Source organism: Kibdelosporangium phytohabitans, assembly GCF_001302585.1.
Taxonomy (GTDB): Bacteria; Actinomycetota; Actinomycetes; order Mycobacteriales; family Pseudonocardiaceae; genus Kibdelosporangium; species Kibdelosporangium phytohabitans.
The window spans coordinates 5277079-5301092 of the sequence record NZ_CP012752.1; the positions used below are offsets into that span (position 1 = coordinate 5277079).

The following is a 24014-nucleotide window of genomic DNA, read 5'->3' on the forward strand; positions in this document are numbered from 1 at the left end:
CACCAAGCGGGGGATGGGCATGAGACGACGTCTGAGCGCACTGCTGGCGGCCTGCGTGCCACTGCTCGCCGTGGCGGCGCCCGCGTCCGCGCACAGCGCGCAGTTCACCGCCTACGACAACCACAACTACGCCGGTGTCGCGTTGAAGCTGGTCGACGTGAACCTCATCCGCCAGATCGAGCACCCCGGCTGGCTGGAACTGACCAGCGCCGGGAACCTGCCGCCGGAAAGCGAGTTCCGCACCGTGGCGCGGCGGGCGGCCGAACGCAGCCCCGGCCCGATCGTGCTGGACTTCGAGAACATCTGGCTGCGCGACGACAACCGCCAACCGCCGGTCGAACGCCGGGTGGCGATCTGGACCAAGCTGCTGACGTGGGCACGGGCGGAAGCCCGGCCGGGGCAGATCGTGGGCGCGTACAAGTTCCTCAACGAGGTCGACCTGAGGTTCGAGCAGCAGGCCAAGGACCTGGCACGCCTGGAAAGCGCGTTCTTCCCGCAGCTCTACACCGGCACGGACTACACGCACGGGACGTGGACCGCCCGGTTGCGTGCCCGGATCGGGAAAGCCCGCAGGATCGACCCGGCCAAGCCGGTGATCGCGTACATCTGGCCGCAGTACGAGACCGGCCAGCCGGGCGCGTGGGTACCCGGTGACCGGTGGCGTGCCCAGCTCGACGCCCTGCTCCGGGAAGGCACGAACGGGTTCGTCATCTGGGGCCCCGTCCGCAACCCGCCGCCCGACGCGGCGAGCCAGCCGTGGGTGGCCCAGACCCGGCAGTTCCTCGACGCGCTCTGAACCGTCAGATCCGGCGGGCCGCGCGGAATCCCTGTGCGTACTTGCCGTTGCCGTCGAGCAGGGAGGCGCCGCCGGTGTCGCCCATGGTCGGGCCGTTGATCCTTTCGCGGCTGGAGATGAACCGGTGGTGGCCCTCGGAGTCGATGCCGAGGTAGATGCCCGTGTGGTCGAGCTGGTCCTCGTCGTCCTCGACCTCGAAGAAGATCAGGTCGCCCGGCTGCAGCAGGTCGTAGCTCGTGTTGCGCTGCTTGCGGTTGGGGATGATCGAGACGCCGGGGCCGAACTCGGCGATGGCGTACGCGCGCCGCGGCAGCCCCGGGCCGCGGGTGTTGACGCCCCGCATCGGGTAGCCCATCCGGTATCCGTACACCAGGCGGACGAACCCGGAACAGTCGACGGCGCCGTACCGGTCGGTGTCGGGCGTGTACTTGACGCCGTCGACGAAGCTCCACGGCACGCCGAGGTACTGGAAGAAGTCGGAGCGCTCCAGCCGGCCGGCGCCGGACGGCGCGATCGGCCCGAAGGAGGCGTCCCCGCGGAACCGGACGCCTTTGGCGTCCTTCTCGGCGGACGCGCCCTCGATGTACTGCATGGATATGGCGAACATGTCGGGCGAGGTGTCCGCGAGCGCCTTGTCCAGCCACGGGCGGAACCAGGCGGCGTTCTCCTCGCCGCTCTTCCAGTAGTCGGGCAGCAGGCGTACCCACACGTTGGTGTTGATCTTCGCCTCGGTGGCGCGTGGTTCCTCGAACGTGCGCCCCTTGCCTGTGAGCGCCACGGAACGAGCACCGTCGGTCAAGGTCGCGACGATGCGGCCGCGGCCGTCACGCACGACGGTCCGGGGCGGGTTCTCCAGCCGGTCATAGGAGTAGTTCGTGTTCCCACCGCCCATGCGATCGATCGACACGGCCTTTCCGCGGGTCTCCTCGTCGCGCTGCTGCGAACCGAAGTACACCGACGCTGTGCCGGACACCGCGATCACGGTGATCAGCACAGCCGTCCGCACGCTCTGCGGCCACTTCTTCCCGCGTGCCATCTTTCCCCTCACGTGCCCGGAATCAGGCCGACGAGAACTCCGCTCACCAGGACGCCGTAGCTGAGGAAGCTCACGCCACCGGTCGCGAGCACCGTAGCCATCGGCGGCTGCCGGACCAGTTGGTAGGCGATCAGGCCCGGCACGACGAAACCCAGCGTCTGGTGGACGAACAACAACGGCAGGTCGTGCTGGATCAGGATGAACGCCGTCGTCTGCAGCAGCACACCGGTGAGCACCACCGCGGCGAACAGCCGCTTGCCGTAGAGGATCACGAACCGCTGCAACAGCAGCGTCACACCATAGGCGAGCGACGTGGTCAGCACGATCAGCGCACCCAGCCGGTAGTCCTCCAGCAAGGTCAGCGCGAGCCACCCCGGTGTGATCATGCCACCCGGGGACAGGTTGGTCGTGAGGTAGCAGACGAGCGAGAAGACCAGGCCGATGGCCAGGCCCAGGGTGGCCACCTCGGGTTGCAGGCCCTGGATCACCGGCCGTCCTCCCCGCGCCGGTGCCGGGAGTCGCGGGGCCGTTGCGGTGCCGGCGGTGGGGGAGGCTGCGCGGGCCGTGGACGTTGCCGGGGATGCTGCGGCACCTCCAGCGTGCCGGTGACCCGTTCCACGCCGGGCCGGCGGGGCGCCGCGGGCCGGGGACGTGGCCGGACCGGCCGGATACCGGTCACCGTCCGTGGCCTTGACCGCTGTTCAGACTCGGCCTTGTCCAGTGTTTCCAGTCGTTCCAGCAGGATCTCGCCCTGACCGTGGATGTTGCCGATCGCCACGAGGGACGCGTGCTGGTCGATCCCGTCGATGATCGAGCCGAGGATCTCGTCCCCGTCGCGCCGCCCGCCGAGGTCGACCGTCTCGCCTTCCCACGAGTCGGGGATCGCCACGCGTGCGCTGCGCGTCGGCTCGCCGATCAGGATCACCCGCTCCGGGTCGATCTTCGGGATGATCGACCCCATCTGGCCGTTGCGCTCCACCCGGTCGGGACGGCAGTTGATCACCACGTGCAGCGGCCGTTGGATGGCGCGCTGGTCGAGCAACTGCTCGATGTTCATCAGGGTCGATTCCGGGTCGTTGGCCGCGAAGACGTTGGCGAAGTGCAGGACCTTGCCGCCCGACCGGTAGCGCTGCACGCTCAGCACACCGGGATCCGGCGGAGCGGCCCACATCCCGGCCAGCGCGGACTGCGGGTTGACACCGAGCAGGTCGGCGACGGCGAGCGCGATGGCGACGTTCTCCTTGAAGGTGATCCAGCTGAATCCGGCCATCTGCTCGTCGGTCACCGACTCGGGGTCGACGGCGATCAGTTCGCAGTCGCGGCGTTCGGCTTCCTCCTTGAGGATGTGCAGCCGTTCCTTCTCGGCCGTGACGCAGATGCCGCCGACCGGCATGGACCGGCTCAGCGACCGGGCCACGTCGTCCAGGGTCGGGCCCATCTCGGCCAGGTGGTCCTCGCGGACGTTGCACAGCACGCCGATGGTCGACTTGATCAGCTTGGTCTGGTTGATCTCCTGCAGGTCCGGCATCACCGCCATGCATTCGATCACCATGGCGTCCGGGTGGTACGCCGCCGCCCGGCGCACGATCCCGATCTGCTCGACCACGTTGGCGATGCCGAACTTCCGGTACACCGGCTCCTCGTGGCTGTCGGGGTGGATGAACCGGGCCGCCGTGCCGGTGGTCTTGGCGACGGTCACCAGACCGCCGCCCCGCAGCGCACCGGCGCACAGCCGGGTGATCGAACTCTTGCCGCGGATGCCGTTGACGAGCACGCGGGCGGGGATCTGGTCGAGGTTGGCGTAGTGCCTGCGCTGCTCGAGCACACCGGCGACCAGCAAACCCAGGCAGCACAGAATCAGGACCACGAACAAGTACAGCAAGTCAGACCTGTGCCTTACGCCGAGGTGAGCGATCTTCGTCCGTGTCGGGCACGACAGGGATCAGCTCGGTCGCGTCCGTCGCGGCACCGGACGGCCGCCGCACGGCACCGAGCCTGCCCGCTCCGTCGACCAGTGCCTGCCTGCAGAACTCCAGGCACGACGCGATGGTGCCGATCTGGTCCTGCCTGGTGGGGAAGATGACGCTCCTGGAGTCCCCCTCGGCCAGCTTGTCAGCCGCCTTCGCGGCCGCGCGCAACGGACGTACCAGCACCAACTCGTGCCAGGCGAACAACATCAGCGCCAGGATCACCCCGATCAGCGCCGCGACCAGCGCGGCACGCCGGACCTCGTTGCTCGCCAGGTCCAGTTCGCTCGCCGGTTGCTCGGCGACGACCGTCCACCGCAACGCCGACACGACACCGTGGCCCTCGATCGCCCGTGAGGCCACGACAGTCCGGCCGGTTCCGGCGCCGTGCACCGTCGCTTTCGGCTTTCCCGCGAGTGCCTCGGTGACGCTGTCCCGCAGGTGGCCGTCGGGTATGTGCTGGAACGCGACGAATCCGTCGGTAGCGACGATGGTCCGCATCTCGGCGTCCACCAGGCGCACCTGTCCAGGCGACCGTTGCAGCAGGGTGACGATGTGGTCGACGTCGAACTCCGCGACCAGCCTGTGCTGGCCGTCCGGCAGCGGCGCGTGCGCGAAGAGCACGGGCACGCGGCCGGTCGTGTCCTCCAGCCGGACGCCACCGTCGCCGCTGATCTCGGCTGCCTTGCGCAGCGGTGAGCGTCCGGCCGAAACCGCCAGACCACCGGTCTTGTCGACGATGTAGACGCTGCGGTAACGCGCGTGCCGCTCCGCCAGTTGCTGCACAGTCGAGCGCAGCGCGTCAGGCGTCTTGCCGCCCGCGAGGCCGGTCACCGCGCGCAGGTCCACGAACCCGTCGTTGACGCTGCGCCGCACGGCGTCCGCCGTGTTGCCGAGCTGACTGCGGCTGTTGGCGATCACCGGCTGCGGCACGTCGACGTCGACACGGCCCTGCGTCCAGGTCGTCCAGCCGGACCACCCGAGCAGGCTGAGCGCGGCCAGCGTGACCGGGATGCGGACCGACCACGTGCCGCGTGGCCCGCGGCGCTTGGCCTTCTTGCCGCCCAGTTCGGTGCGGCAGTGGTCGACGGCGTGGGCGATCCGGGCGACCTCGGAGGCGTGGGACCGGCGGACTTTGCGCTTGAGGTTGCCGCCCGCCACCGCCAGCACGTCCGCCCGCAGCCCGCGCACCGGCCAGACCATGGCCCAGCGGACGAGGCCGAAGCCGAGCAGGCCGACGAAGACCAGCGCGGCGGCGACCGTGAGACCGGGCCAGGACGACGAGGGCTCACCCACCGGCGCGTGCACGACGGAAAGCACTGCGAGACCGAGCGTTCCCGACAGGGTGTCGGTGGACACGGGGGCGTACGCGACGACGGGGGCGACTTCGCGCCCGGCCACGACTCCTTGCCCTTGCCGCGTGTCCGGTGCCGGGTCGCCCACGACGATGCCGCTCGCGCCACCCGCAGCGGTTTTGGCGCGGTCCAGCAGGGTCTGCAGTGGCTTGTCGTCGGCCTTCACCGACGTGCCCCGCGTGTCGATGACCTCGCCGGTCCGGGTGGCCAGCAACAGCAGGCCTTGGCGCAGGTCGCCGTTCAGCGGGGTGTTCGGGATCCCGGTCGAGCTGGACGCGACCAGCACCCACCCCGGGCGGTTGGCCAGCGGGTGGACCACCAGCATCCTGACGTCGCCCGCCGCGCGTACCACCGGCGTGACCGTCGGTTCGGACACAGCGTCGGGAACGGCCTCGACAGGGACTGGTTCGCCCTGCGCGGCAACGAGTTTGCGGGTGGCCGCGTCGAGCAACGCCATCCCGCGCCACTTCGGGTGGCTCTGCTGCAGCTGGGTGAGCACCTGCTCGGGCTTCGCCTCAGGCAGTACTGCCACGGTGCTCAGATCGCTCACGCCTTGCGTCGCGCTGGCGCCGACCGACCGTGCCACGCTTTCGACGAGGTGTTGCTGTGACTCCACCACCTCGTCCGGCACGGTGCCGGGGTCGGTCGTCCGCAGTTGCAGCACGACGAACCCGGCGAGCAGGAACACAAGTACAAGCAGCACGCTCGACGGCGTGCCGACACCGGAGGGAAATCCGCTCTCCGGTAAGTGGTCCTCCAGGCATCGACGAGCCCGGATGGTGCCACCACCCCTGGTTTTCACAATCCACCCCGTTGCGATGGTCAGTTGACCCCCGGTACCCGATGGGTCACATCGAGCAGCCGTCCCCACCAGCGCATCGCAAAACGGTCAAACAGTGTCACACGTTCGATAACTTTCGTGATACTAGTCACACTCGTAGGGATGTATAGACTGCGATGCGGTGACAGAAAGTACACGGCGCAAGGTGCGCACGCTATGGGTGATGGCCGCGCTCCTGGCGGCTGTGGGGGTAGTGGTCGGCATCAGCGGTATCGGTTCATCCGACGTCCAATCAGCGGATGTATCGCGTCCCACGGGTGATCCGGCTGACCGGCTGCGTGGCCTGGCAGCGGACCTCTCCGAAGACGCGTCGTACCGGCCACCGACGTCGGCCGAACGAAAACAGGCCATCGCCGGGCTGACCGGACTGATCGACGGCCAGCTGCCACGGGCGACGCAGGACCTGATGCCATTGGGATTCACCGTCTCCGACGGAACCGACCCGGTGACCAACCGCCGGTACACCCTCGTGGTCAACGAACCCGACAGCGATCGTGCGTGGGGCGTCTACCTGATCGACACCTCGGCACCACTGAGCCTCGTGGTCGAGGTGCCACACCCCAACTTCGACCTCGGCACAGAACGAATCGGCGTGGACCTCTTCCGCCAGGTGCCCGGATCGGTCCTGCTGATGTCGGGAACACACCGCCGCGCGGAAGACGGCGCGGGCGACGTGGCACACCGGAACGACTCCCTGTTCCACGCACTCGCGGTGGAACTGGGCAGCCGCGACATCCCCCAAGTGCAACTCCACGGCTTCCACGACAAAACACTCGAGGGCACCGACATCGTGATCTCCCCAGGAGCGGGAGAACCGAACCCGCTCGTCCGCGAAACCGCGGACAACCTGGCCAACGCGGGGCTCGCCGTGTGTCGCGCGTGGTCGAAGGACTGCGGCAAACTGGAAGGCACCCGCAACCAGCAGGGCCGCAACGCCGCCGAGAACGGCACAGTGTTCCTGCACGTGGAGATCAACCGCACGGTCCGCGACGACAACGCCATGTCGTCGCGCCTGGTCCGTGCCATCGCGGATGCGATGAAGAAGTAGCCCTCGCCTGCACGCGAGCCGGTGAACACGGTGTTCGTTGTGTGCAGGGTTTGTGAAGGTTCTCGGTCATGCGCGGACGTGGTGCGGCGGCTGGCAGACTCGGTGCGGAGAGCGGGGCACTGGGGAGGGTTGCGTGCCGAGCGGGAGAGCTCGCGTGCGTACGCGGAGAACGACGGGGCGCCCACTTTGGAGGGTGCGCTGGAGAAGTACGCGCTGGCGCCACCGCCTGCGGCGCACCGGACATCCGGTACGCCGCGTTCGAGGGGATCACCCGTGGGTCGTCGATGTACCTGACCTTCAGGGCCTACGGGGCCTGTGTGCGAAAGTTCATCGCCGGGATCGGCGGCAAGCACACGGAGTCGGCCACCAAAGGCGGCCATACGGCGTTGTCCTCGGCGCCGCCGGCTTTCGGGTGGGCCATCGATCCCGCCAAGGAATACCCGTACCACACCGTCGCCGCTGCCAACGGCAGGGACAGGTTCAGCGTTCTGGTGGATTCGTCCGGCGCCAGCCAGACGGTCTCTCTCATGGCGATGCGCGACTGACCTAACTGTTGGCGTACGTGGTGATGAACGTCCGGTGTGCCACCAGGTCCCCGTACACCGATGGGCTTTGGCCGCATCGGCCGGGACCGCCGGCGCGGCTGGTGGCGCCGACGACCGTCCACTCGCCGTTGACCTTCTGCACCGCTGGGCCGCCGGAGTCGCCGTAGCAGGGGCCGGTCTTGTTGGGGTTGTCCATGCACAGCTCGCCCGCTGCCGTTATGCCGCTGCACGAGCTGTCCGCGAGCAGTGACGTGTCCAGTTCCTGGTTGGTCTGCGGCGGTTGGCACCCGGGGTCACACGTCACGCCCCAGCCCAGGATCCGCAGCGGCGCACCCACGGCCACCGGGGTCGTCGGGATCTTCGCGGGCGCCAAGGTCACCGCGCGGTCGAGTTGCACCAGGCCCACGTCGTCCGGGCCGACGGCGATCGCGGCCATTCCCGCTGTCTGCCCACCGCTGGTCAGGCTGTTGCTGCCGACGCGGACCTGGAAGTGTCCGCGCAGGCAGTGGTTCGCGGTGACCACCCAGCGGGGGCTGACCAGCGTACCTGTGCAGAAGTGCCTGCCTGGTGAGCTTTGCAGCGACACCATCCACGAGTACGTCTCGGTGGCGTTCCGGCCACCGATGATCAACGGGCCGGCGGCTGCCGGGAGGGTCGGGAACGGCAGGACGAGCGCGGCTCCGAGCAGGAGCAGAAGGCGGCGGCGCATGCGTGACTCCAGACGGGAAACGGTTCACTGTCGCGCCGGTTCCGATGCTAGTCACAACCCCACCACGCGGTGACCCGTCGATCGTCCTGTCTTCAGGCGTGGCGGGCGCGTCTGGCGGGACGCCGCCGCGAGTGCCGTTCGCCGACCAGGAGGTGGACCACTTCCACGACGATCGGGCTGTCGACGTAGTAGACCTGGCGGCGTCCTTCCCGGCGGGCTTGGACCAGCCCGGCGAGCTTCAGTTTGGCCAGGTGGTGGCTGACCGCTTGGACGGTCTGGCCGGTCTCCCCGGCGAGGGTGCCGACATCGCGTTCCTCGCCCGCCAGCAGCCAGACGATCTGCAGGCGCACGGTCGCCGACAGCATCCCGAAAGTGGCTGCGGCGTCCTGGAGTAACTCGGGCGGCAGCGGGCGGTTGACGAGCTCGGGTGGGGGAGAAGCTGGCACCCGTACAGCGTGACTCACACGACAACACTTGTGCAAGCGCTTGACTGTCGCGGGTGGATGGTGGGTACAGTGTCCGTGTTGGCGATGAGCGCTGGGCTCATCGTGTCCTGTTCGAGACCACGGAAGCGAGGTGAGCGGCACATGCCGGACGACAGTCCTGACCGGACCGGACAACCCGCCGCCTCGGCGGTGGTTCTCCCAGGCTGACCCGCAGCCGGGTTCCCGGTCCTTTGTCACTATGTCTGGTTTGTGGCGCCCCTTTTCTGCATGAAGGGGAGTGGCTGGCATGACCACGCGCTTTTCCGCCCGGCGCCCACCGCTGCGGGCACGCTGGACCGTGGATCCCGCCGACCCGGCGGGCCGCCGGATGATCGCCGTGTGGGCACGGGAAATCGTTGTGCCCCAGCGGGAAGAAGAGCCGCAGCCGGTTGGAGCCGTGCGGTGAGCCGTACGGTGTCCGTTGTGGACCCACAGCTGCGTGAGCTGGCGACGGCGGCGCCGGTCACGCTGTACCGGCACCTGTCCAGCTCGCCGAAGGGACTGACCGAGCACGAGGCCGACGGTCGGTCGGTCCCGCACGCGGCCGGGCAACGCGAGCGGCACTGGCGGTCCACAGTGGCCAGTCCATTCGCCGCTCTGCTGACCGTTTTGACCGTAGTGTTCGTCGTCCTCGGTGACTGGCGTGCGGCGATCACCGTCGGCGTCATGGTAGTGATCAGCATCGCGCTGCGTGTCTGGCAACAGGTGCGTACCGACCAAGCCGTGCGTGGTCCGCGCGCGCTGGTCACCACCACGACGACGGTACGCAGACGCCCCGACACCGGGATGCCGCCGGTCGACCGGGAAATCCCACCGGACGACCTGGTGCCCGGTGACGTCGTCCTGCTCGTGGCGGGTGACGTGGTGCCCGCCGACGTACGGCTCGTCGCGGCGACAGCGTTCACGGTCGACCAGTCGGCGTTGTCCGGCGAGACCCTGCCCGTGCGCAAGCAACCGCCGTCGGACCACGGCCAGGCGGAAGACCTGTCCGCGGTGTGCTTCGCGGGCACGTCGGTGGTCAGCGGCACGGCAACGGCTGTGGTGATCGCGGTCGGGGCGTGGACGTACCTCGGTGTGATGGGCGAACAAGCCCGGCGCGCCCGTCCGGAGTCCAGCTTCGACCGTGGCGTGCGCTCGGCCGGCTGGACGTTGGTGCGGTTCATGCTGGTGATGGCGCCGATCGTGCTCGCGGTCAACGGATTCGTCACGGCCGACTGGGCGCAGGCGGCGCTGTTCGCGGTCGCGGTCGGCCTGACGCCGGAGATGCTGCCGGTGATCGTGACCGCCAACCTGGCTCGCGGCGCCGTGCACCTGTCCCGCAAGAAGGTCGTCATCACGCGGCTCAACGCCATCCAGGACCTGGCGGGCATGGACGTGCGGTGCGTGGACAAGACCGGCACCCTCACCGAGGACCGCGTGACCTACGCGCACAGCGTCGACCTGTCAGGCAGGCCGGACGGCGTGGCGGCCGAGTACGCCTACCTCGCGGCCCAGCTCCAGACCGGGCCACGCAACCGGCTCGACAAGGCGATGGTCGAGCAGCACGAATCCCCGCTCGCCGACGCGATGTTTGTCCTGGTCGGGTTCGTGGGCTTCGTCGACCCCGTGCGTGACAGCGCGGCTGAAGCGGTCCACATGCTCGACCGGCACGGTGTCGCGGTGAAGATCCTCACCGGCGACAACCGGCACGTCGCCGCGCGAGTCGCCGAACAGGCGGGCGTGCACGTCGCCGAGGTCGTGCTCGGTCACCAGATCGAGAAGGCCAACGACACCCAACTGCATCGCCTTGTCCGGCGGGGCACGGTGTTCGCGCAGATCAACCCCGTGCTCAAGGCCCGGATCGTGACCGCGCGGCGGGACGCCGGGCACGCGGTGGGGTTCATCGGTGACGGCGTCAACGACACGGTCGCGCTGCGCACAGCGGACGTGGGCATCGCGGCGGACACCGCCACCGACGTCGCCAAGGGCGCCGCCGACCTGATCCTGCTGGACAAGGACCTGACGGTGATCGCCCGCGCGGTGCGGGAAGGCCGCCGCACGCTGGGCAGCACCATGAAGTACGTCAAGATCGCCGCCAGTTCGAACCTCGGCAACGCGGTCAGCGTCCTCGTGGCGGCCGGGACCCTGCCGTTCCTGCCGATGCTGCCGGTCCAGCTGTTGGTGCAGAACCTGCTGTACGACGCCGCGCAACTGACTCTGCCGCGGGACCGGGCCGACGAGGACCACCTGCGTGTACCACGCCGCTGGGACACCGGCGGGCTGACCGGGTTCATGCTCACCTTCGGGCCGTTGAGTTCGCTGTTCGACCTGATCACGTTCGCCGCGCCGGGGTGGCTCGCCGGCACGGACACGCCCGCCGAGCAGGCGGTGTTCCAGGCGGGCTGGTTCACCGAGGGCCTGCTGTCGCAGGTGCTGATCGTGCTGGTGCTGCGCTCCCGCGACCGCGTGGGAATCACGGCCCGGCCGGTGCTGGCCGCCGCCGTCGCGGTGGCGTTCATCGGCGTGGTGCTGCCGTGGACACCGGTCGCGGACGCACGGCGGATGACCGCGCTGCCGGTCGGCTTCTACGCGTGGCTGCCGGTGATCCTGGCCGGATACGTCCTGGCGGCGCGGGTCGTGAGGACGCGACACATGCGCCACCGGGGCACTGGGTTGTGACGTCCACCGAGTTCTGACAGTGCTGCGGTGGCGGCGTACGCGCCGGGCCATCAGAGTCTGATGTGGACATGGAGACTGGAGCGGGAAATGACGACTGTCGAAATGCTGCTGCGCGTCGGCGCCGGGGTGGGGCTCGGTGCGCTGATCGGCTTCGAACGCCAGTACCGGGCCAGGATGGCCGGGTTGCGCACCAACGCCCTCGTCGCCGTCGGGGCGACGTTGTTCGTGCTGCTTTCCGCGTGGGGCTTCGGCAACGCCCCCGGGAACGCCGATCCCACCCGGGTCGCGGCGCAGATCGTGTCCGGTATCGGGTTCCTGGGCGCCGGGGTGATCCTGCGTGACGGCTTGACCGTGCGTGGTTTGAACACCGCGGCGACGTTGTGGTGCTCGGCCGCTGTGGGCGCGCTGGCCGGGGCCGGGCTGTACCAGATCGCGGCTGTCGGCACGCTTGTGGTGATCATCGTGAACGTCGCGCTGCGCGTGGTGGGCCGGGCTGTCGACCGGCGCCCGGACACCGGCGACGAACAGCCCACGTCGTACGCGTTCATGGCCGTGACGAAGGACGACGCCGAAGCGCATGTGCGCGCGTTGCTCGTGCAGTCCCTGACCCGTACCGATTTCCGGCTGCTGTCGGTGTCCAGCACCAACAGCGCCAACGAGGGCTACGTGGAGGTGCGGGCCGAACTGGCCGGGGATCAGCGTGACGACAAACAGATGGAGTCGGCGGTGAGCCGGCTGAGTCTGGAGCCGTCGGTCACCAGCGTCCGCTGGCAGGTCACGACCGTGAACGGGGACGAGGAATGACGTTACTGCGCTCCTAACCCGCCCCGTCCCGTGCCGCGCTCGGCAGGCCCAAGCAGCGCGCCGCCGACGTGCTCGTCTTCCTCGGCGCGGTTGTGCTGCTGTGGGTCGTCGTGCGGCTGTCGCAGGGCATCGACGTGCCGTTCGACGGGACCACCGCCCCGTCCACAGTGTTCACCGACCCCGCCGAGCTGCCGTACTACGCGGCGCGTTCGCTGCTGCCAACTTCCTGTTCCCGATCGTCACCGCCGTTCTCGTGGCCACCGGGATCAGCCCGAACTGGGGCGGCATCCTGCTGGGGGCGCGGTGGTACGTCCTGTTCAGCGTCATCGCCGGTGCGTCGGCGATCCCGAACGACCTGCGGGAAGCCGCCGCCAGTCTGCGTCTGCCGCGCGTGTTGTGGTGGCGCAGGCTGGTGTTGCCCGCGATCTTCCCCGGTTACGTCACCGGTGGCATCACCGCCGCGGGCGGCGCGTGGAACGCGTCGATCGTCGCCGAGATCGTCAGCTACGGCGGCACCACGCTGACCGCGACCGGGCTCGGCGCGTACATCGCGCACGCCACCAGCGTCGGCGACGGCCCACGGATCCTCATCGGCGTCACCGTGATGAGCCGCCACGTCGTCGGCCTCAACCGCTTGTTCTGGCGTCGCCTGTACGCCCTGTCCGAACGCCGATTCACCCTCTGACCCGGAGGTCCAGATGTCACTCGAGACGATTGTCGACGTCGAGCCGGTGAGCAAGAGCTTCACCGGTTCCGCCGGGGACGAGTCGCGTGTCCTCGACGGCATCGACCTGACGCTGCGTGCGGGGCAGAAGCGATCGACCTGATCGGCTGGACGGCTTCGAGTCGGCGTACCCCAAGGAGCTGTCCGGTGGCATGCGGCAACGCGTCGGGTTCGCCCGTGCGCTGGTGCTCGAACCGGACCTGCTGCTGATGGACGAGCCGTTCTCCGCGCTCGACGTGCTCACCTCGGAGAACCTGCGCACCGAACTGATGTCGCTGTGGACCGGTGGGACCTTCCCGACCAAGGGCATCTGCGTCGTCACCCACAGCATCGAGGGAGCCGTCCTGCTGGCCGACCGCGTGATCGTGCTCGGCGCCAACCCCGGCCACATCCGCACCGAGGTCGCGATCAGCTTGGACCGGCCGCGTGACGGTCGCTCGCCCGCGTTCGCGGCGCTGGTCGACCAGCTCTACGACCTGCTCACCGGCCGCGAGCCGGGCGTCCACATGCCGGAACCCGCCGACGCGACCCCGGCCGCCGGCCGTGGCCCGCCGCGTCCGTCGGTGGCCTGGCTGGCCTGGTCGAGATCGTCGACGCCAAAGGCGGCCACGTCGACCTGCCGAGATCGCCGCCGACCTGAACTTCGAGATCGACGACCTGCTGCCGCTGGTGGACGCGGCCACCATGCTCGACTTCGTGCGGGTGGCGGGCGGCGATCTGACCATGACCGAGCTGGGCAGGTTGTTCACCACGGCCGGCATCCAGGACAGCAGGAAGATCTTCGCCGAGCAGGTACCCCACCGGGCACCGCTGGTCCGCACGATCTGCACGGCACTGGCCAGCTGCTGGGGCAGGTATGCCGAACTGTTCGATTACGACACCGGCACCGACCGCATCACCGCGGAGCCGGTTTACGCTCGTTTTCCCAGCTCAAGAACCGTGTGGGCGATCTGGGCGGCGGACCGCCGCACGGGGTGCGGATGCGAACGTGGGTGGAATCCACGCATGACCGGCGGCGCCACGGGTGGCATGTTGTCCGGCGTGCCCCCGAACCCGACAGCCACCGGCAGGTTGGCCGAAACCTGGTGGGCTCGAGGCGTGGCGTTGCACGAACGTGCCATGGGGGAGCCGCTGTCCGCAACCACCGCGCAGCAGATGGACAGCGGTGCACCCCTTGGCTGGTTCGGTGTACGGCTGGCCGAGGCCGGGCTCGACGGCACGACCGCTCCGAGTGTGTTCGCCGAGACCCCGGCCAGCATCGCCGCCCGGATCGCGCGGCCGGACTGGGCCGATGCGGTCGAGCGGGCGGTTCGTGTGGCCGAACCGCTGCCCGCGGGTACGGCTGTGCACGGCGACTGGAAGGACGCGTTCGCTCTCGTGTTCCGTCCGTTCGTCGCCGAAGCCACCGAGCGGGTGACCGCGGCGGTCGACGGCGCCGTGGCGGATGTTCGTGTGCTCGCCGACCAGTTCGCCACCGGGCTCGGCCGTCGGCTGGCTGAACTCGCGGCACGCACGCTGGTCCGGGAAATGCGGGAGTCCCGCACCCAGTTGCTCGGCGGTGACGGTGCCGGGCGCTTCGCCGACTTCGTCCGGCGCACGGCCACCCCGGCCGGCCTGGCGGCGCTGGCCGGGACCTACCCCGTGCTCGCCAGGCTGCTCGGCCAGACGAGCCGGTTCGCCGCCGACGCCACGATCGAGCTGCTCGACCGGTTCGCCGCGGACCGCTGCGAGATCGTCGAACTGCTGCTGCACGGCAACGACCCCGGCCTGCTCACGACGATCCGAGGCGGCCAAGGCGACATCCACCAGCGCGGCCGTTCGGTGGCGTTCCTGATGTTCGCCAACGGCGACCGGGTGGTGTACAAACCGCGTGACCTGCGAGCACACGTCTGGTTCAACGCCGCCGTGAGCTCGTTGAACCGGATGGTGGCCCAGCTCGACCTGCGGACCGCCGCCGTCGTGGCCAAACCCGGTTACGGCTGGGTCGAGTACGTCACCGCCCGCCCGCTGGCGCGTCTCGCGGACGCCGACGTCTTCTACCGCCGCCAGGGCGCTCTGCTCGCCCTGCTGCACGCGACGTCCACCTCGGACGTCCATTACCAGAACCTGATCGCGTGCGGCGACCAGCCGGTGCTGGTGGACGCCGAAACGCTGTTGCAGCCCATCCTGCCCGGCCCGCACGGATACGCCTCGGATCCCGCGGCACAGGCGTTGGCCACGTCGGTGTTCCGCACCGCGTTGCTGCCGATGATGGTGGTGGGTGAGCACGGCGCGGTCGACATGTCCGGCCTGGGCGGTGACCGCGGCACGGTTTCGCCGGGCAGCAGCGCCGTGTGGGAGTTCCCCGCGACCGACCGCATGCGCCTGGTCCGTGCGCGGACGCAGTTCGCCGGTGCCGCCAACCGCCCCCGGTTCGACGATCGGGACCTTGACCCGTGCGACTACGAAACCGCGCTGCTCCAAGGTTTCCGGCACGGCTACGACGCGGTCATGCTGCACCGCACGGAACTCACCCGCCTTGTCGTGGACAGCGCGGGGATGGACGTCCGTGTCCTGGTGCGTCCCACCCGCGGTTACCTGACGCTGCTGGAGGGAGCGGGGGAGCCGGAGCTGCTGCGCGACGCGCTCGACCGCGACCGCCTGTTCGATCTGCTGTGGACGGAATCGGCCGGGTATCCGTTGCGCCGCACGCTGTCCCGGCACGAAGCCGCTGACCTGTGGGCGGGGGACGTGCCGTTGTTCACCGCCCGGCCGGACCAGCGGGACCTGTGGACGTCGGACGGGCAGCGCGAGCCGGACGTGCTCGGTGAGACCGTGCTGGACCAGGTCCGTGCCAGGATCGACGGCCACAGCGAGGCCGATCGGCGCGACCAGGAGTGGATCATCTCGGCCACCCTGGCGACCAGACGGCCCTGCGCCGGGCACGTCAGCACCGCGCCGCTGCCCGGCCCGGTCGAGGTCACCGCGGCACAGCCGGAAAGGTTGCTCGCCGTGGCCTGCGGCATCGCCGACCAGATCGTGGCGCGGAGCGCGGCCGTCGGCGACCGCGTCAACTGGCTCGGCCTGGAACTCGTCGACGAGCGGCAGTGGCTGCTGATGCCCATGGGCGCGGGCCTGGCCAACGGCTACACGGGCGTCGCGTTGTTCCTGGCGCAACTGGCCGACCTGACCGGCGTCGCGCACTACGGGGACGTGGCCCGCCGGGCGATCACGCCGGTGGCGCAACTGCTGGACGTGCTCGCCGCGCAACCTGAACTGGCCGCGACGGTCGGGCCCGGTGGGTACCACGGCTTCGGCGGTATCGCGTACGCGCTCGCCCGAATGACAACACTGTTGCCGCGCGGCGAGACCGGCCGAATGGCCGAGTCCGCTGTGGACTGCGCGGCGGCGGCGACTGGTTCTGTTGCCGGTTGGGCGCACGGGATCGCGGGCTGTCTCGCAGCGATGGTCGCGGTGCACGCCGAACTGGGGACGCCGTCCGCGGCGCGGCTGGCGGAGAGCTGCGCGGACCACCTGCGGCAGGCCTTGCCGCGTGATGCGTCCGGGTTCGCCGACGGCAGCGCCGGGATCGGATTGGCACTGGCCAGGTTCGGCGGCGCCGGCTCGTCCGTGGCGCACCTCGGCCAGGAAGTTCTGGCGGCGTCCGCGCACAGAGGTGACGACGGCTGGTGCTGCGGCCGGGCAGGGCTCGTCGCCGCGCGGTCGGCCTTCCTGGACGACGCCGACCTCGAACGAGCCACACGGAACCTCGCGGAGCGCCCCATGCTCCGCGACCTCAGCTTGTGCCACGGCGAACTGGGCATCACGGAAGCGCTGACCGTGATCGCCGAACGCCACCCAGCCGCGGTACCAGTCCTGCGCGCCCGCGCCGGGCTGGTGCTGGACTCGGTGAACCGCTACGGCGTGTCCTGCGGGACACCCGGTGGCGTGGTCACCCCTGGGCTGCTCAGCGGACTGGCGGGAATCGGGTACGGGCTGCTCAGGCTCGGTTTTCCCGACCGGGTGCCGTCGGTGTTGCTGCTGGAGCCCAGCAGGAGATGAGAAAACCGCCAGTACCGCACTGGACAGACAGGGAGGGGACGAGATGTCGAACACGCCCGAGGAAACCGCCAAGGCCGACGACGAGCAGCCGCAGGCCATCGGACCGGTGGAGCGCCTGAAGCTGCTGCCCATGACAACGCCGTTCGGGTTACGCGCGGCCGTCCTCGCCGGGCTGGTCCTCTCGGCGGGCGCCGCCACAGCGGGCGTCTTCGACGACCCGTCGGGCGGCGTGTCGCCCATCTGCCCGATCTGCAGCATGCCCGGGTCCGAGCCCGCCTGAGCCCTGGGCCAGTGGTTGCGACCGGGAGGTCGTCGAGACCCTTGACGACCTTCCGGTCGTGACCACTAGTGTCGGGGTGGTGGGGCAACGGTCTTCTGCCATTGTTGGGCGGGATTCCGAACTGCGCACCATGGGGGAGTTGCTGAAGTCCGCACGGGGTGGGCGTGGTGCCGCTGTCTTCCTCGTCGGTGAGGGCGGTATCGGCAAATCCCGTCTTGCCGCGTCGGCCGCGGATCTCGGGTTCGCCGCGGACATGCGGCTGTTGCGTGGCCGGGGCAGCGCGATGGGTCCGACGGCTCCGTTCCGGTCGCTGACCGAGGCGCTGTTGTCGTTGGCACGGCTGGACAGTCCGGTCGATGTGGACGCGCTTGGCCCGTACCGCGCGGTTCTCGGCCGTCTGATCCCGGACTGGGGGCCGCCGGTCACCGAGCACGACGGCGGTTCGCTGATCATCCTGGCCGAGGCGGTGCTGCGGCTGATCGGGCTGGCCGGTCGGGGCAACGGCTGCCTGGTGACGCTCGAGGACCTGCACGAGGCCGACCCGGAAACCCTCGCCGTGGTCGACTACCTGATCGACAACATCGCCCGGCAGCCGATCGTGCTGCTCGGCACCCTCCGCGCCGACCAGAGCCCCGCGCTGGAGATCGTCGAATCGGCCGCCCGGCGTGACGCCGCCGTGCTGATCCGGTTGGACCGGCTCGACAAACCCGATGTGCGCAGACTGGCCGCCGCGTGCCTCGGCGTCGGCAAGCACGACGTGCCGCAGGACGCCGCCGACCTGTTGTGGGCGGGCAGCGCGGGGAACCCGTTCCTCGTCGAGGAGATCCTCGGTGGGATGGTGGACGGGGGCCTGCTCGTCGCGCACGAGGGCCGTTGGCAGGTACGTGACACCAAACGAGCCACCGCGCCGCACACGTTCGTGCGCAGCGTGGCCCGTCGCGTCGAACTGCTCGACACCCACACGCGAGACCTGGTGTCCGCGGCTGCCGTGCTGGGCCAGCGGTTCCCGCTCGCGGTCCTGCGCGAGGTCACCGACCTGTCGTACCGGGACCTGCTCAGCTACCTGCACACCGACCGCGCGGCGCAGTTGATCGCGTCCGACGACCAAGCGCCCGGCTGGTACGGATTCCAGCACCAGTTGATCGTGGAAGCAGTGCTGAGCCTGCTCGCGCCCGCCGACCGGGCACGGCTGTCCGCGCAGGTCGCCGACGCGGTGGAGGCGGTTTACCCGGGGTTGCCCGGTGAATGGTGCCAGGTGTGCGCCTCCTTGCGGCTCAACGCCGGTGAGACGGCGGTGGCCGGTCGGCTGTTCCTCGAAGCCGGTCGGCGCGCCCTCAACCAAGGCGCCGCCGATTCGGCAGTCGCCCTGCTCGACCGTGCGTGGGAATGGCTGGAGGACGAAGACGGCACGGCCCGCGCGGACGTGCTGGAGACCTTGCTGTACGCGCTCGCCGAAGCCGGGCAGATCGACCGCGGGCTGTCGTCGGTGATCGCGTTGGACCAGGTCGGCGCGGGACTGGACCGGCAACGCCGGGCCAGGCTGCGGACCAGGCTGGCTTGGGCGGCCCACGCCGCCGGGCGGTTCACCGACGGCATCGCGCAGGTGGACGCCGCCAGGGCGCTGCTCGGCCCGGACGCGAGCCCGGCGGACTTCGCGCCGATCGACATCGTCGACGCGTACCTCGCGGTGGATCAGCCCGGCCAGGAACAGCTGCGCAAGGCCGAGGTGCTGGCACGGCGCGCGGCGACCGTCGCCGAGACCGCGAACCTGCACGTCGTGGCCTGTCAGGCCTGGCAACTGCTCGGCGCTCTCGTCCGGCCACGCGACCCGGTGGAAGCCTCCGCCTGCTTCGAGCACAGCAGGGCCATCGCGGTCCAGCACGAGCTGCCGATCTGGGAAATCCACGCACTGGCCCGGCTCGGCAACGACGACGCGATGCGCGACGGCAACCTCGACCGGATGAGACAGGCCCGGCAGAAGGCGTCGAGCATCGGCGCCGTGACAGCCAGGTACCACGCGGACGCGAGCACGTCACTGCAGCTGATCCTGCGTGGCGAGTTCGACGCCGCCGAAGCGCTGATCGACGAGGTCCTCGAAGCCACCACACGCCTCGGGCTGCGCGAGGCCGTGCGATACGTCCTGATGATGCGGATCGTGCTCGCCGGGCATCGCGGCCGCAGCCAGGACCTGGAGCACGCCCTGGCGGATTTCCGTGCGCGGGAAGGCGATCTGGTCCAGCACGCGCCGCGGGTGCACGGCCTGTCGAAGGCCATCTGCGCCCTGCTGGAGGAAGACCGCCCGCGAGCTGTGGCCGAGTTGTCCCTCGCACTGGACTTCGAGGCCGCCAACCCGACGATCTACGCCTACGCCGGGCGGCACGGCGTGCAACTGCTGCTGCGGATCCTGTCCGGTGCGGCGGGTTGGGCGGCGTACGAGGAGATCGTGTCGGATCCGGCCAGCCAGTTCCGGTGGGACCGGCAGTTCTCGACGTTCGGGCGTGCCGTGCTGCTCGGCCGTTCCGGGCAGCACGCCAAGGCGACGGCGGCCGTCGCCGAGGCGATTTCCGTGGGGGAGCCCTACGAGATGGGACGGCACCTCGGGCTGCGGCTCGCCGGTGAGGCAGCGCTGGCCGACGGGTGGGGCACGCCCGTCGAATGGCTGCGCACGGCCGAGGAGTTCTTCCACAAGGCGGACATCCCGGCCGTGGCCGGTGCGTGCCGGGCATTGCTGCGCGGCGCGGGCGCCCGGGTCGCCCAGCGCCGCAGCGGAGCCGAGGAGATCCCGGCCGCGTTGCGGGTCGCGGGCGTGACCGTCCGCGAGTACGAGGTGATGCAGCTGCTCGTGCGCAGGCTGGGCAACCGCGAGATCGCCGAACAGCTGCACCTGTCCACCCGCACGGTCGAACGGCACATCTCCAGCCTGCTCACCAAAACCGGCCTGCCGAACCGCAAGGCGCTCGGCGAACTGGCGGCCACAGTGGACACCAGCGGCGCCGGGTGACCGGCGGGCTCAGCCGCTGTCGGTGTCCCGCGGTGGCAGGAACGGTTCCTTGTCCGGCGGCTGCCCTTGCTCGATCTGCTTGCCACGAGCCAGTTCCGCGTCGAGCTCGGCGCCGAGCAGCACCGCGAGGTTGGAGATCCACAACCAGATCAGGAAGACCACGATCCCGGCGAGCGAACCGTAGGTCTTGTTGTACGAACCGAAGTTCGCCACGTACAGGCTGAAACCGGCCGAGGCGAGCACCCACAGCAGCACAGCGAACGCGCTGCCCGGCGTCAGCCACCGGAACCCGGGCTGCCGGACGTTCGGCGCGGCCCAGTACAGCAGCGCGAACGCCAGGGTGATCAGGATCGCGATGACCGGCCACTTGGCGATGTCCCAGATCAGCACGCCGGTCGACCCGATCCCGAGCAGCTGCCCGGCGCGTTCGGCCACACCGCCGGTGAGCACGACACCGACCGCGCACACGCCCAGCAGGACGACGATGCCCAGTGTGATGCCGATCTGCAGGGGAATCGTCTTGGTCAGCGGTCTGCCCTCCTCGACGTCGTAGATCGCGTTGGCCGCACGGATGAACGCGCCGATGTACCCCGACGCCGTCCACAACGCGATCACGAGGCTGACGATCGCGAACGGGCCGGCCAGGTAGTCGGCGTCCTTGAGTTCACCGACCGCGTTGAGCACGAGGTCACGCGCAGGTCCGGGCGCCATCTGCTGGATGTTGTCGGTGAGCGCCTTCGTCGACTCCGGCCCGAGCAGCCCCAGCAACGAAGTCAGCACGATGATGCCGGGGAAGAGCGACAACACGCTGTAGTACGTCAGCGCGGCCGCCCAGTCGTCCACGCCGTCCTGCCGGAATTCGCGGACGGTCCGTTTCAGCACCTGCCACCACGAACGCTTCGATAAGTCTGTCGGGCCCTTGATGTGTCTCGCCATGGTCGCCTCCCGCGCGGGAGTACCCACGCAAGGAAACGCCCATGCACGCTACGGGCCCGCGGACGGCGGCCGAGTCGTCGCGTGCGGGATGTCCACGAGGGAGCCGTCGGCGAGCAGGTCCGCGACAGACCGTTCCACCACGTACGCCGTACCGCCGCCTGCTTGGTCGTACCAGGCCACGGCAGTGCCGGTGATCGCGCGTACCGAGCGGGTCAGCCGGTAGACGTGGTACTCGCACTGTTCCCGCTCGGCTTTGTGCGAGCGATGGGTGAACTCGGTGCGCGCGGCGAACAGCGTGTTGCCCTCGGGGTCGCCATAGCGGTCCACCTCGGCCCGGTGGCAGTGTCACGATCCGCTTGCCTTCGTACCGCGACAGTCCGCCGTCGTCGCTCATCGGCTGGATCGGCCACGCGGAGGTCGGGCGTTTGGCGTCCGGCGGCAGTTCGTCGCGGAACGCGGCCTGGTTGAGGTGCAGGTGCCCGGTGAAGTACCGGGCGGCTGCCCAGGCCGTTCCGGAAATGGACGGCGTCGATTCGCCGCTCACCTTGAGCCCGGAACACCGACCAGCGGTCCCCGTGGGGGACGAGGCACCAGGCGCCGTCCGCGACCTCGCCGACCCGGTAGCGCGCCGGGTCGAGTCCCAGGCCGGCCGCGGCCTGACCGGCGGCGATCAACGCCTGCTTCGCGGATGTGCCCGATTCGGACTCCACGGCGAGCGCGGGCGACCGCGGCCCGCCCGGCGCGATCGGCCAGCCACTGCGGCACCATCGCGGGATCGCGCCGGAAATCGGCGATCTCCAGCACGAAGGCGGACGTGGGCGGCACGCCGGTTCCCGGTCCCACGGGTAGGTGGAGTCGAGCCATGGGTCGAGGTGGACGTGCGCGCTGGTCTCGTTCACGTCCCCCCGGCCCGGCCGGTACATGCCCGCGCGCAGTTCGGCGAGCAACGCGGCGAGTTCCGTTCGCGGTGCCCACCTGGCCGGTCCGCCGTCGGTGGCGCGCCGGACCATCGCGGAGAGCTCCGTGTGGTCGCCGACCGCGCGGCAGGTGATCATCACCTGGGACCAGTCGACGGGACCGGAGTTGACCACCAGGTTGGCGACCAGGCTGCGGATCCGGTCCTGCTCCTCGAACCCGAGCCGCTCCCGCACAGCGGGCGCCGCCGTGTTCCCGGTCAGCCGCACGGGATCCCAGTCGAGGTTGTACTTGACGCAGATCCTGCCCGGCGGGTCGATGATCACCCGCGAGGAACGCCAGGTGCCCTTGCCTGGCTCGGCCATCGCCTGACGCAGCCGGAGCATGCCGTCGCGCGCCTCGTCGGGGACGGGCGGGGTGAAGGCGGAACCGTGGTTCAGCAGCACCGTCAGTGTCATGTCGCCGGCCGCCAGGCACTGGAGGTCGATCCGCCGCCAGCCGCCGGGCGCCGCGTCGAGGAGCGCGATGCCGATCGCGTTCGTCAGTTCCTGTCGTCGTTGAGCGTCGATCGCCATTGCCCGATGCCCCCGGCGTCGTGATTCGCGCCGGCAGACTACCTGGCGAACCGTAGGCTGCGGATCATGCTGACACGGCGGCGAACGTGGCGCGAAGAGGACGGCATGCGGATCGAGGGGACCTGGCGGCACGTCTTCATCCGCAACGGCCCGCATTTCCTGTCCGACCTGGTGATCTACGCCGACGGTATGGTCGAGTGCCAGGACTTGGTGACCCTCGCCGAGTTCGAGGACAGGCTCGTTTCGGGGTGGGTGAACACCGACTTGCCCGAGGGCGCCCGCGCGTCGGTCCACCACCTCGGGGCGTGGACGTTCGCCGAGCCGAGTTCGTGGCTGACTCCTGACATGCTGCTCGGCGAGGTCCGTGACACCATCGACCAGCTCAACGGCCGACCGGACTCGGCCGACCGTTGCATGGCCGTCCTCGAACCTTCCGCGCCGGGCCGACTGAGGACAACCGGGCGGCGCTGCGTGACGCTTACAACGCGGTCCCCAAGCATTTGCGGACGTACGTACTCGGCGACCAGGACCGCAAGGACTGGCCGATGCGAGTGCTGGTGACCGGGCCAGGCAACCACATCGACGTGGGAAGCAAGCGTGTCGAGATCACCGAGGCCGCGCAAGCCGATGCGTTGGAGTACTTCGCCGAGCGAGCGGAGGACCACCGCCGGTACGCGAAAAGAGCCACTGTGGACGGTCCAGCCGAACCTGTCGAGAGCAGCACCCGCATCGAGTACGCGGTCTTCCCGGAAGGCTGGCCGCAGGACTCGGGCGTTCTCGTGTTGCGCAACGAGTTCCCCGCGCCGCTGACCATCGGCGAAACGACTTACCCGACCGTCACCCACGCCTACTGGGGCCTGGCGGTCGCCGACGAGCAGCGGCGGGCAGCCGTCCTGCGGGCCGAGGCTCCGCATGCCGCCAGGAGGGTCGCAGCGAATTCCGCCTTGCGTCCCAACTGGTCCCACGCCCGCACAGCGATCATGACGCACCTGTTGCGCGCCAAGTTCAGCCAGCACCCCGACCTCGCCGCGACACTGACGGCCACCGGGGAGACGCGGCTGATCTACAACGAGGGATCGTCGGCCTTCTGGGGCTCGCACGGGCACGAAGGCCGGAACTGGATGGGGCTGCTGCTGGAGCTGATCCGCTCCGAACTGGCCGTCAGCGGCACGGGTGTCAGCCTTCCTTGGCGGACATGGGAGGCGTCATCATCGTCTCGCCTCGCAGCAGGCCGAAGGACATCGTGACGTCCGGCTCCGCGGTGCTCGACATCGCGGTTCGGCTTCCAGATCCTGGTC

General features: G+C 69.8%; 23 protein-coding genes. 13 read left to right on the plus strand and 10 right to left on the minus strand.

The genetic code is table 11. The features are described 5' to 3' along the window. Window positions 1-19: 19 nt before the first annotated feature. Entirely contained in the window at window positions 20-796 is a 777-nt protein-coding gene (locus AOZ06_RS24005; protein WP_157233204.1) for a hypothetical protein, read from the plus strand. Window positions 797-800: 4 nt separating this feature from the next. Here the strand turns inward: AOZ06_RS24005 and AOZ06_RS24010 are convergent, their stop codons facing one another. Genes AOZ06_RS24010 through AOZ06_RS24025 form a run of 4 tightly spaced genes read right to left on the minus strand, consistent with a single transcriptional unit; the run spans window position 801 to window position 5857 of the window. Continuing rightward, window positions 801-1832 carry an NlpC/P60 family protein gene (locus AOZ06_RS24010; RefSeq protein WP_054291463.1) on the minus strand — a complete coding sequence of 344 codons (1032 nt, stop codon included), beginning with the start codon at window positions 1830-1832 and terminating at the stop codon, window positions 801-803. A gap of 8 nt (window positions 1833-1840) precedes the next feature. Next, window positions 1841-2320, minus strand: a complete 480-nt coding sequence (locus tag AOZ06_RS24015; RefSeq protein WP_054291464.1) for a poly-gamma-glutamate biosynthesis protein PgsC/CapC — start codon at window positions 2318-2320, stop codon at window positions 1841-1843. Then, window positions 2317-3699 (minus strand): poly-gamma-glutamate synthase PgsB, encoded by a 1383-nt coding sequence (gene pgsB, locus AOZ06_RS24020; protein ID WP_236952361.1) that lies wholly within the window; start codon window positions 3697-3699, stop codon window positions 2317-2319. The genes AOZ06_RS24015 and pgsB overlap by 4 nt, the downstream gene beginning before the upstream one ends. Window positions 3700-3715: 16 nt before the next feature. Beyond that, entirely contained in the window at window positions 3716-5857 is a 2142-nt protein-coding gene (locus AOZ06_RS24025) for a HAMP domain-containing protein (protein WP_157233205.1), read from the minus strand. 259 nt (window positions 5858-6116) lie between these two features. Here AOZ06_RS24025 and AOZ06_RS24030 point away from each other — a divergent pair, with 259 nt between their 5' ends. Together AOZ06_RS24030 and AOZ06_RS24035 are read left to right on the plus strand one after the other, a co-directional pair. Next, window positions 6117-7043 carry a hypothetical protein gene (locus AOZ06_RS24030; protein ID WP_236952362.1) on the plus strand — a complete coding sequence of 309 codons (927 nt, stop codon included), beginning with the start codon at window positions 6117-6119 and terminating at the stop codon, window positions 7041-7043. A 317-nt stretch (window positions 7044-7360) separates the two neighbouring features. After that, the gene (locus AOZ06_RS24035) at window positions 7361-7588 is read left to right on the plus strand and encodes a hypothetical protein (protein ID WP_157233206.1); all 228 of its coding nucleotides are present in this window, start codon (window positions 7361-7363) and stop codon (window positions 7586-7588) included. 1 nt (window position 7589) lies between these two features. Here the strand turns inward: AOZ06_RS24035 and AOZ06_RS24040 are convergent, their stop codons facing one another. Continuing rightward, a complete protein-coding gene (locus AOZ06_RS24040) occupies window positions 7590-8297 on the minus strand; it encodes a S1 family peptidase (protein ID WP_054291468.1) in 708 nt (235 codons plus the stop codon). A 92-nt stretch (window positions 8298-8389) separates the two neighbouring features. Then, window positions 8390-8743, minus strand: coding sequence for an ArsR/SmtB family transcription factor (locus AOZ06_RS24045; protein WP_236952364.1), 354 nt, complete (start codon window positions 8741-8743; stop codon window positions 8390-8392). A 286-nt stretch (window positions 8744-9029) separates the two neighbouring features. Here AOZ06_RS24045 and AOZ06_RS60170 point away from each other — a divergent pair, with 286 nt between their 5' ends. The 5 genes from AOZ06_RS60170 to AOZ06_RS61310 all read left to right on the plus strand — a co-directional run bounded on the left by AOZ06_RS60170 (window position 9030) and on the right by AOZ06_RS61310 (window position 13071). Then, window positions 9030-9188: a hypothetical protein gene (locus AOZ06_RS60170; RefSeq protein WP_225954744.1), complete on the plus strand. Its 159-nt coding sequence runs from the start codon at window positions 9030-9032 to the stop codon at window positions 9186-9188. A 17-nt stretch (window positions 9189-9205) separates the two neighbouring features. Further along, entirely contained in the window at window positions 9206-11440 is a 2235-nt protein-coding gene (locus AOZ06_RS24050; RefSeq protein WP_054291469.1) for an HAD-IC family P-type ATPase, read from the plus strand. A gap of 87 nt (window positions 11441-11527) precedes the next feature. Further along, window positions 11528-12244 carry an MgtC/SapB family protein gene (locus tag AOZ06_RS24055; RefSeq protein WP_054291470.1) on the plus strand — a complete coding sequence of 239 codons (717 nt, stop codon included), beginning with the start codon at window positions 11528-11530 and terminating at the stop codon, window positions 12242-12244. A gap of 253 nt (window positions 12245-12497) precedes the next feature. Then, window positions 12498-12929 (plus strand): ABC transporter permease subunit, encoded by a 432-nt coding sequence (locus AOZ06_RS24060; RefSeq protein ID WP_054291471.1) that lies wholly within the window; start codon window positions 12498-12500, stop codon window positions 12927-12929. A gap of 13 nt (window positions 12930-12942) precedes the next feature. Then, window positions 12943-13071 (plus strand): hypothetical protein, encoded by a 129-nt coding sequence (locus AOZ06_RS61310; protein ID WP_257721482.1) that lies wholly within the window; start codon window positions 12943-12945, stop codon window positions 13069-13071. A 366-nt stretch (window positions 13072-13437) separates the two neighbouring features. On the opposite strand, the gene AOZ06_RS57930 is transcribed toward AOZ06_RS61310, so the two are convergent. Continuing rightward, a complete protein-coding gene (locus AOZ06_RS57930) occupies window positions 13438-13578 on the minus strand; it encodes a hypothetical protein (protein ID WP_169798819.1) in 141 nt (46 codons plus the stop codon). Between AOZ06_RS57930 and lanM the strand changes: the two genes are divergently transcribed. The 3 genes from lanM to AOZ06_RS24075 all read left to right on the plus strand — a co-directional run bounded on the left by lanM (window position 13512) and on the right by AOZ06_RS24075 (window position 20290). Then, complete coding sequence (gene lanM / locus AOZ06_RS24065) at window positions 13512-17009, plus strand: type 2 lanthipeptide synthetase LanM (RefSeq protein WP_169798972.1); 3498 nt, start codon at window positions 13512-13514, stop codon at window positions 17007-17009. The two genes, AOZ06_RS57930 and lanM, sit on opposite strands and share 67 nt — an antisense overlap. A 43-nt stretch (window positions 17010-17052) precedes the next feature. Continuing rightward, complete coding sequence (locus AOZ06_RS24070; RefSeq protein ID WP_054291473.1) at window positions 17053-17289, plus strand: hypothetical protein; 237 nt, start codon at window positions 17053-17055, stop codon at window positions 17287-17289. Window positions 17290-17368: 79 nt separating this feature from the next. Beyond that, entirely contained in the window at window positions 17369-20290 is a 2922-nt protein-coding gene (locus tag AOZ06_RS24075; protein ID WP_157233821.1) for a helix-turn-helix transcriptional regulator, read from the plus strand. A 9-nt stretch (window positions 20291-20299) separates the two neighbouring features. Here the strand turns inward: AOZ06_RS24075 and AOZ06_RS24080 are convergent, their stop codons facing one another. From AOZ06_RS24080 to AOZ06_RS24085, 3 genes are all read right to left on the minus strand, one after another. After that, window positions 20300-21172 (minus strand): YihY/virulence factor BrkB family protein, encoded by an 873-nt coding sequence (locus tag AOZ06_RS24080; RefSeq protein WP_335338415.1) that lies wholly within the window; start codon window positions 21170-21172, stop codon window positions 20300-20302. A 102-nt stretch (window positions 21173-21274) separates the two neighbouring features. Beyond that, window positions 21275-21553, minus strand: coding sequence for a TNT domain-containing protein (locus AOZ06_RS60175; protein ID WP_236952366.1), 279 nt, complete (start codon window positions 21551-21553; stop codon window positions 21275-21277). Then, on the minus strand, window positions 21439-22716 hold the full coding sequence (locus AOZ06_RS24085) for a hypothetical protein (protein ID WP_225954743.1): 1278 nt from the start codon (window positions 22714-22716) through the stop codon (window positions 21439-21441). The genes AOZ06_RS60175 and AOZ06_RS24085 overlap by 115 nt, the downstream gene beginning before the upstream one ends. Window positions 22717-22782: 66 nt before the next feature. On the opposite strand from AOZ06_RS24085, the gene AOZ06_RS58985 reads away from it, so the two are divergent. Both AOZ06_RS58985 and AOZ06_RS58990 read left to right on the plus strand, forming a co-directional pair. Beyond that, on the plus strand, window positions 22783-23277 hold the full coding sequence (locus AOZ06_RS58985) for a DUF7638 domain-containing protein (RefSeq protein WP_218922046.1): 495 nt from the start codon (window positions 22783-22785) through the stop codon (window positions 23275-23277). Beyond that, a complete protein-coding gene (locus tag AOZ06_RS58990) occupies window positions 23184-23963 on the plus strand; it encodes an NADAR family protein (RefSeq protein ID WP_420844519.1) in 780 nt (259 codons plus the stop codon). The genes AOZ06_RS58985 and AOZ06_RS58990 overlap by 94 nt, the downstream gene beginning before the upstream one ends. Window positions 23964-24014 lie beyond the last annotated feature (51 nt).

Bases quoted from the DNA above. Each gene is read 5' to 3' on its own strand.
- AOZ06_RS24005 (WP_157233204.1), top strand. From the start codon at position 20: ATGAGACGACGTCTGAGCGCACTGCTGGCGGCCTGCGTGCCACTGCTC.
- AOZ06_RS61310 (WP_257721482.1), top strand. From the start codon at position 12,943: ATGTCACTCGAGACGATTGTCGACGTCGAGCCGGTGAGCAAGAGCTTC.
- AOZ06_RS58985 (WP_218922046.1), top strand. From the start codon at position 22,783: ATGCTGACACGGCGGCGAACGTGGCGCGAAGAGGACGGCATGCGGATC.
- AOZ06_RS60170 (WP_225954744.1), top strand. From the start codon at position 9,030: ATGACCACGCGCTTTTCCGCCCGGCGCCCACCGCTGCGGGCACGCTGG.
- AOZ06_RS24010 (WP_054291463.1), bottom strand. From the start codon at position 1,832: ATGGCACGCGGGAAGAAGTGGCCGCAGAGCGTGCGGACGGCTGTGCTG.
- AOZ06_RS24070 (WP_054291473.1), top strand. From the start codon at position 17,053: ATGTCGAACACGCCCGAGGAAACCGCCAAGGCCGACGACGAGCAGCCG.
- AOZ06_RS24085 (WP_225954743.1), bottom strand. From the start codon at position 22,716: ATGGCGATCGACGCTCAACGACGACAGGAACTGACGAACGCGATCGGC.
- AOZ06_RS24040 (WP_054291468.1), bottom strand. From the start codon at position 8,297: ATGCGCCGCCGCCTTCTGCTCCTGCTCGGAGCCGCGCTCGTCCTGCCG.
- AOZ06_RS24055 (WP_054291470.1), top strand. From the start codon at position 11,528: ATGACGACTGTCGAAATGCTGCTGCGCGTCGGCGCCGGGGTGGGGCTC.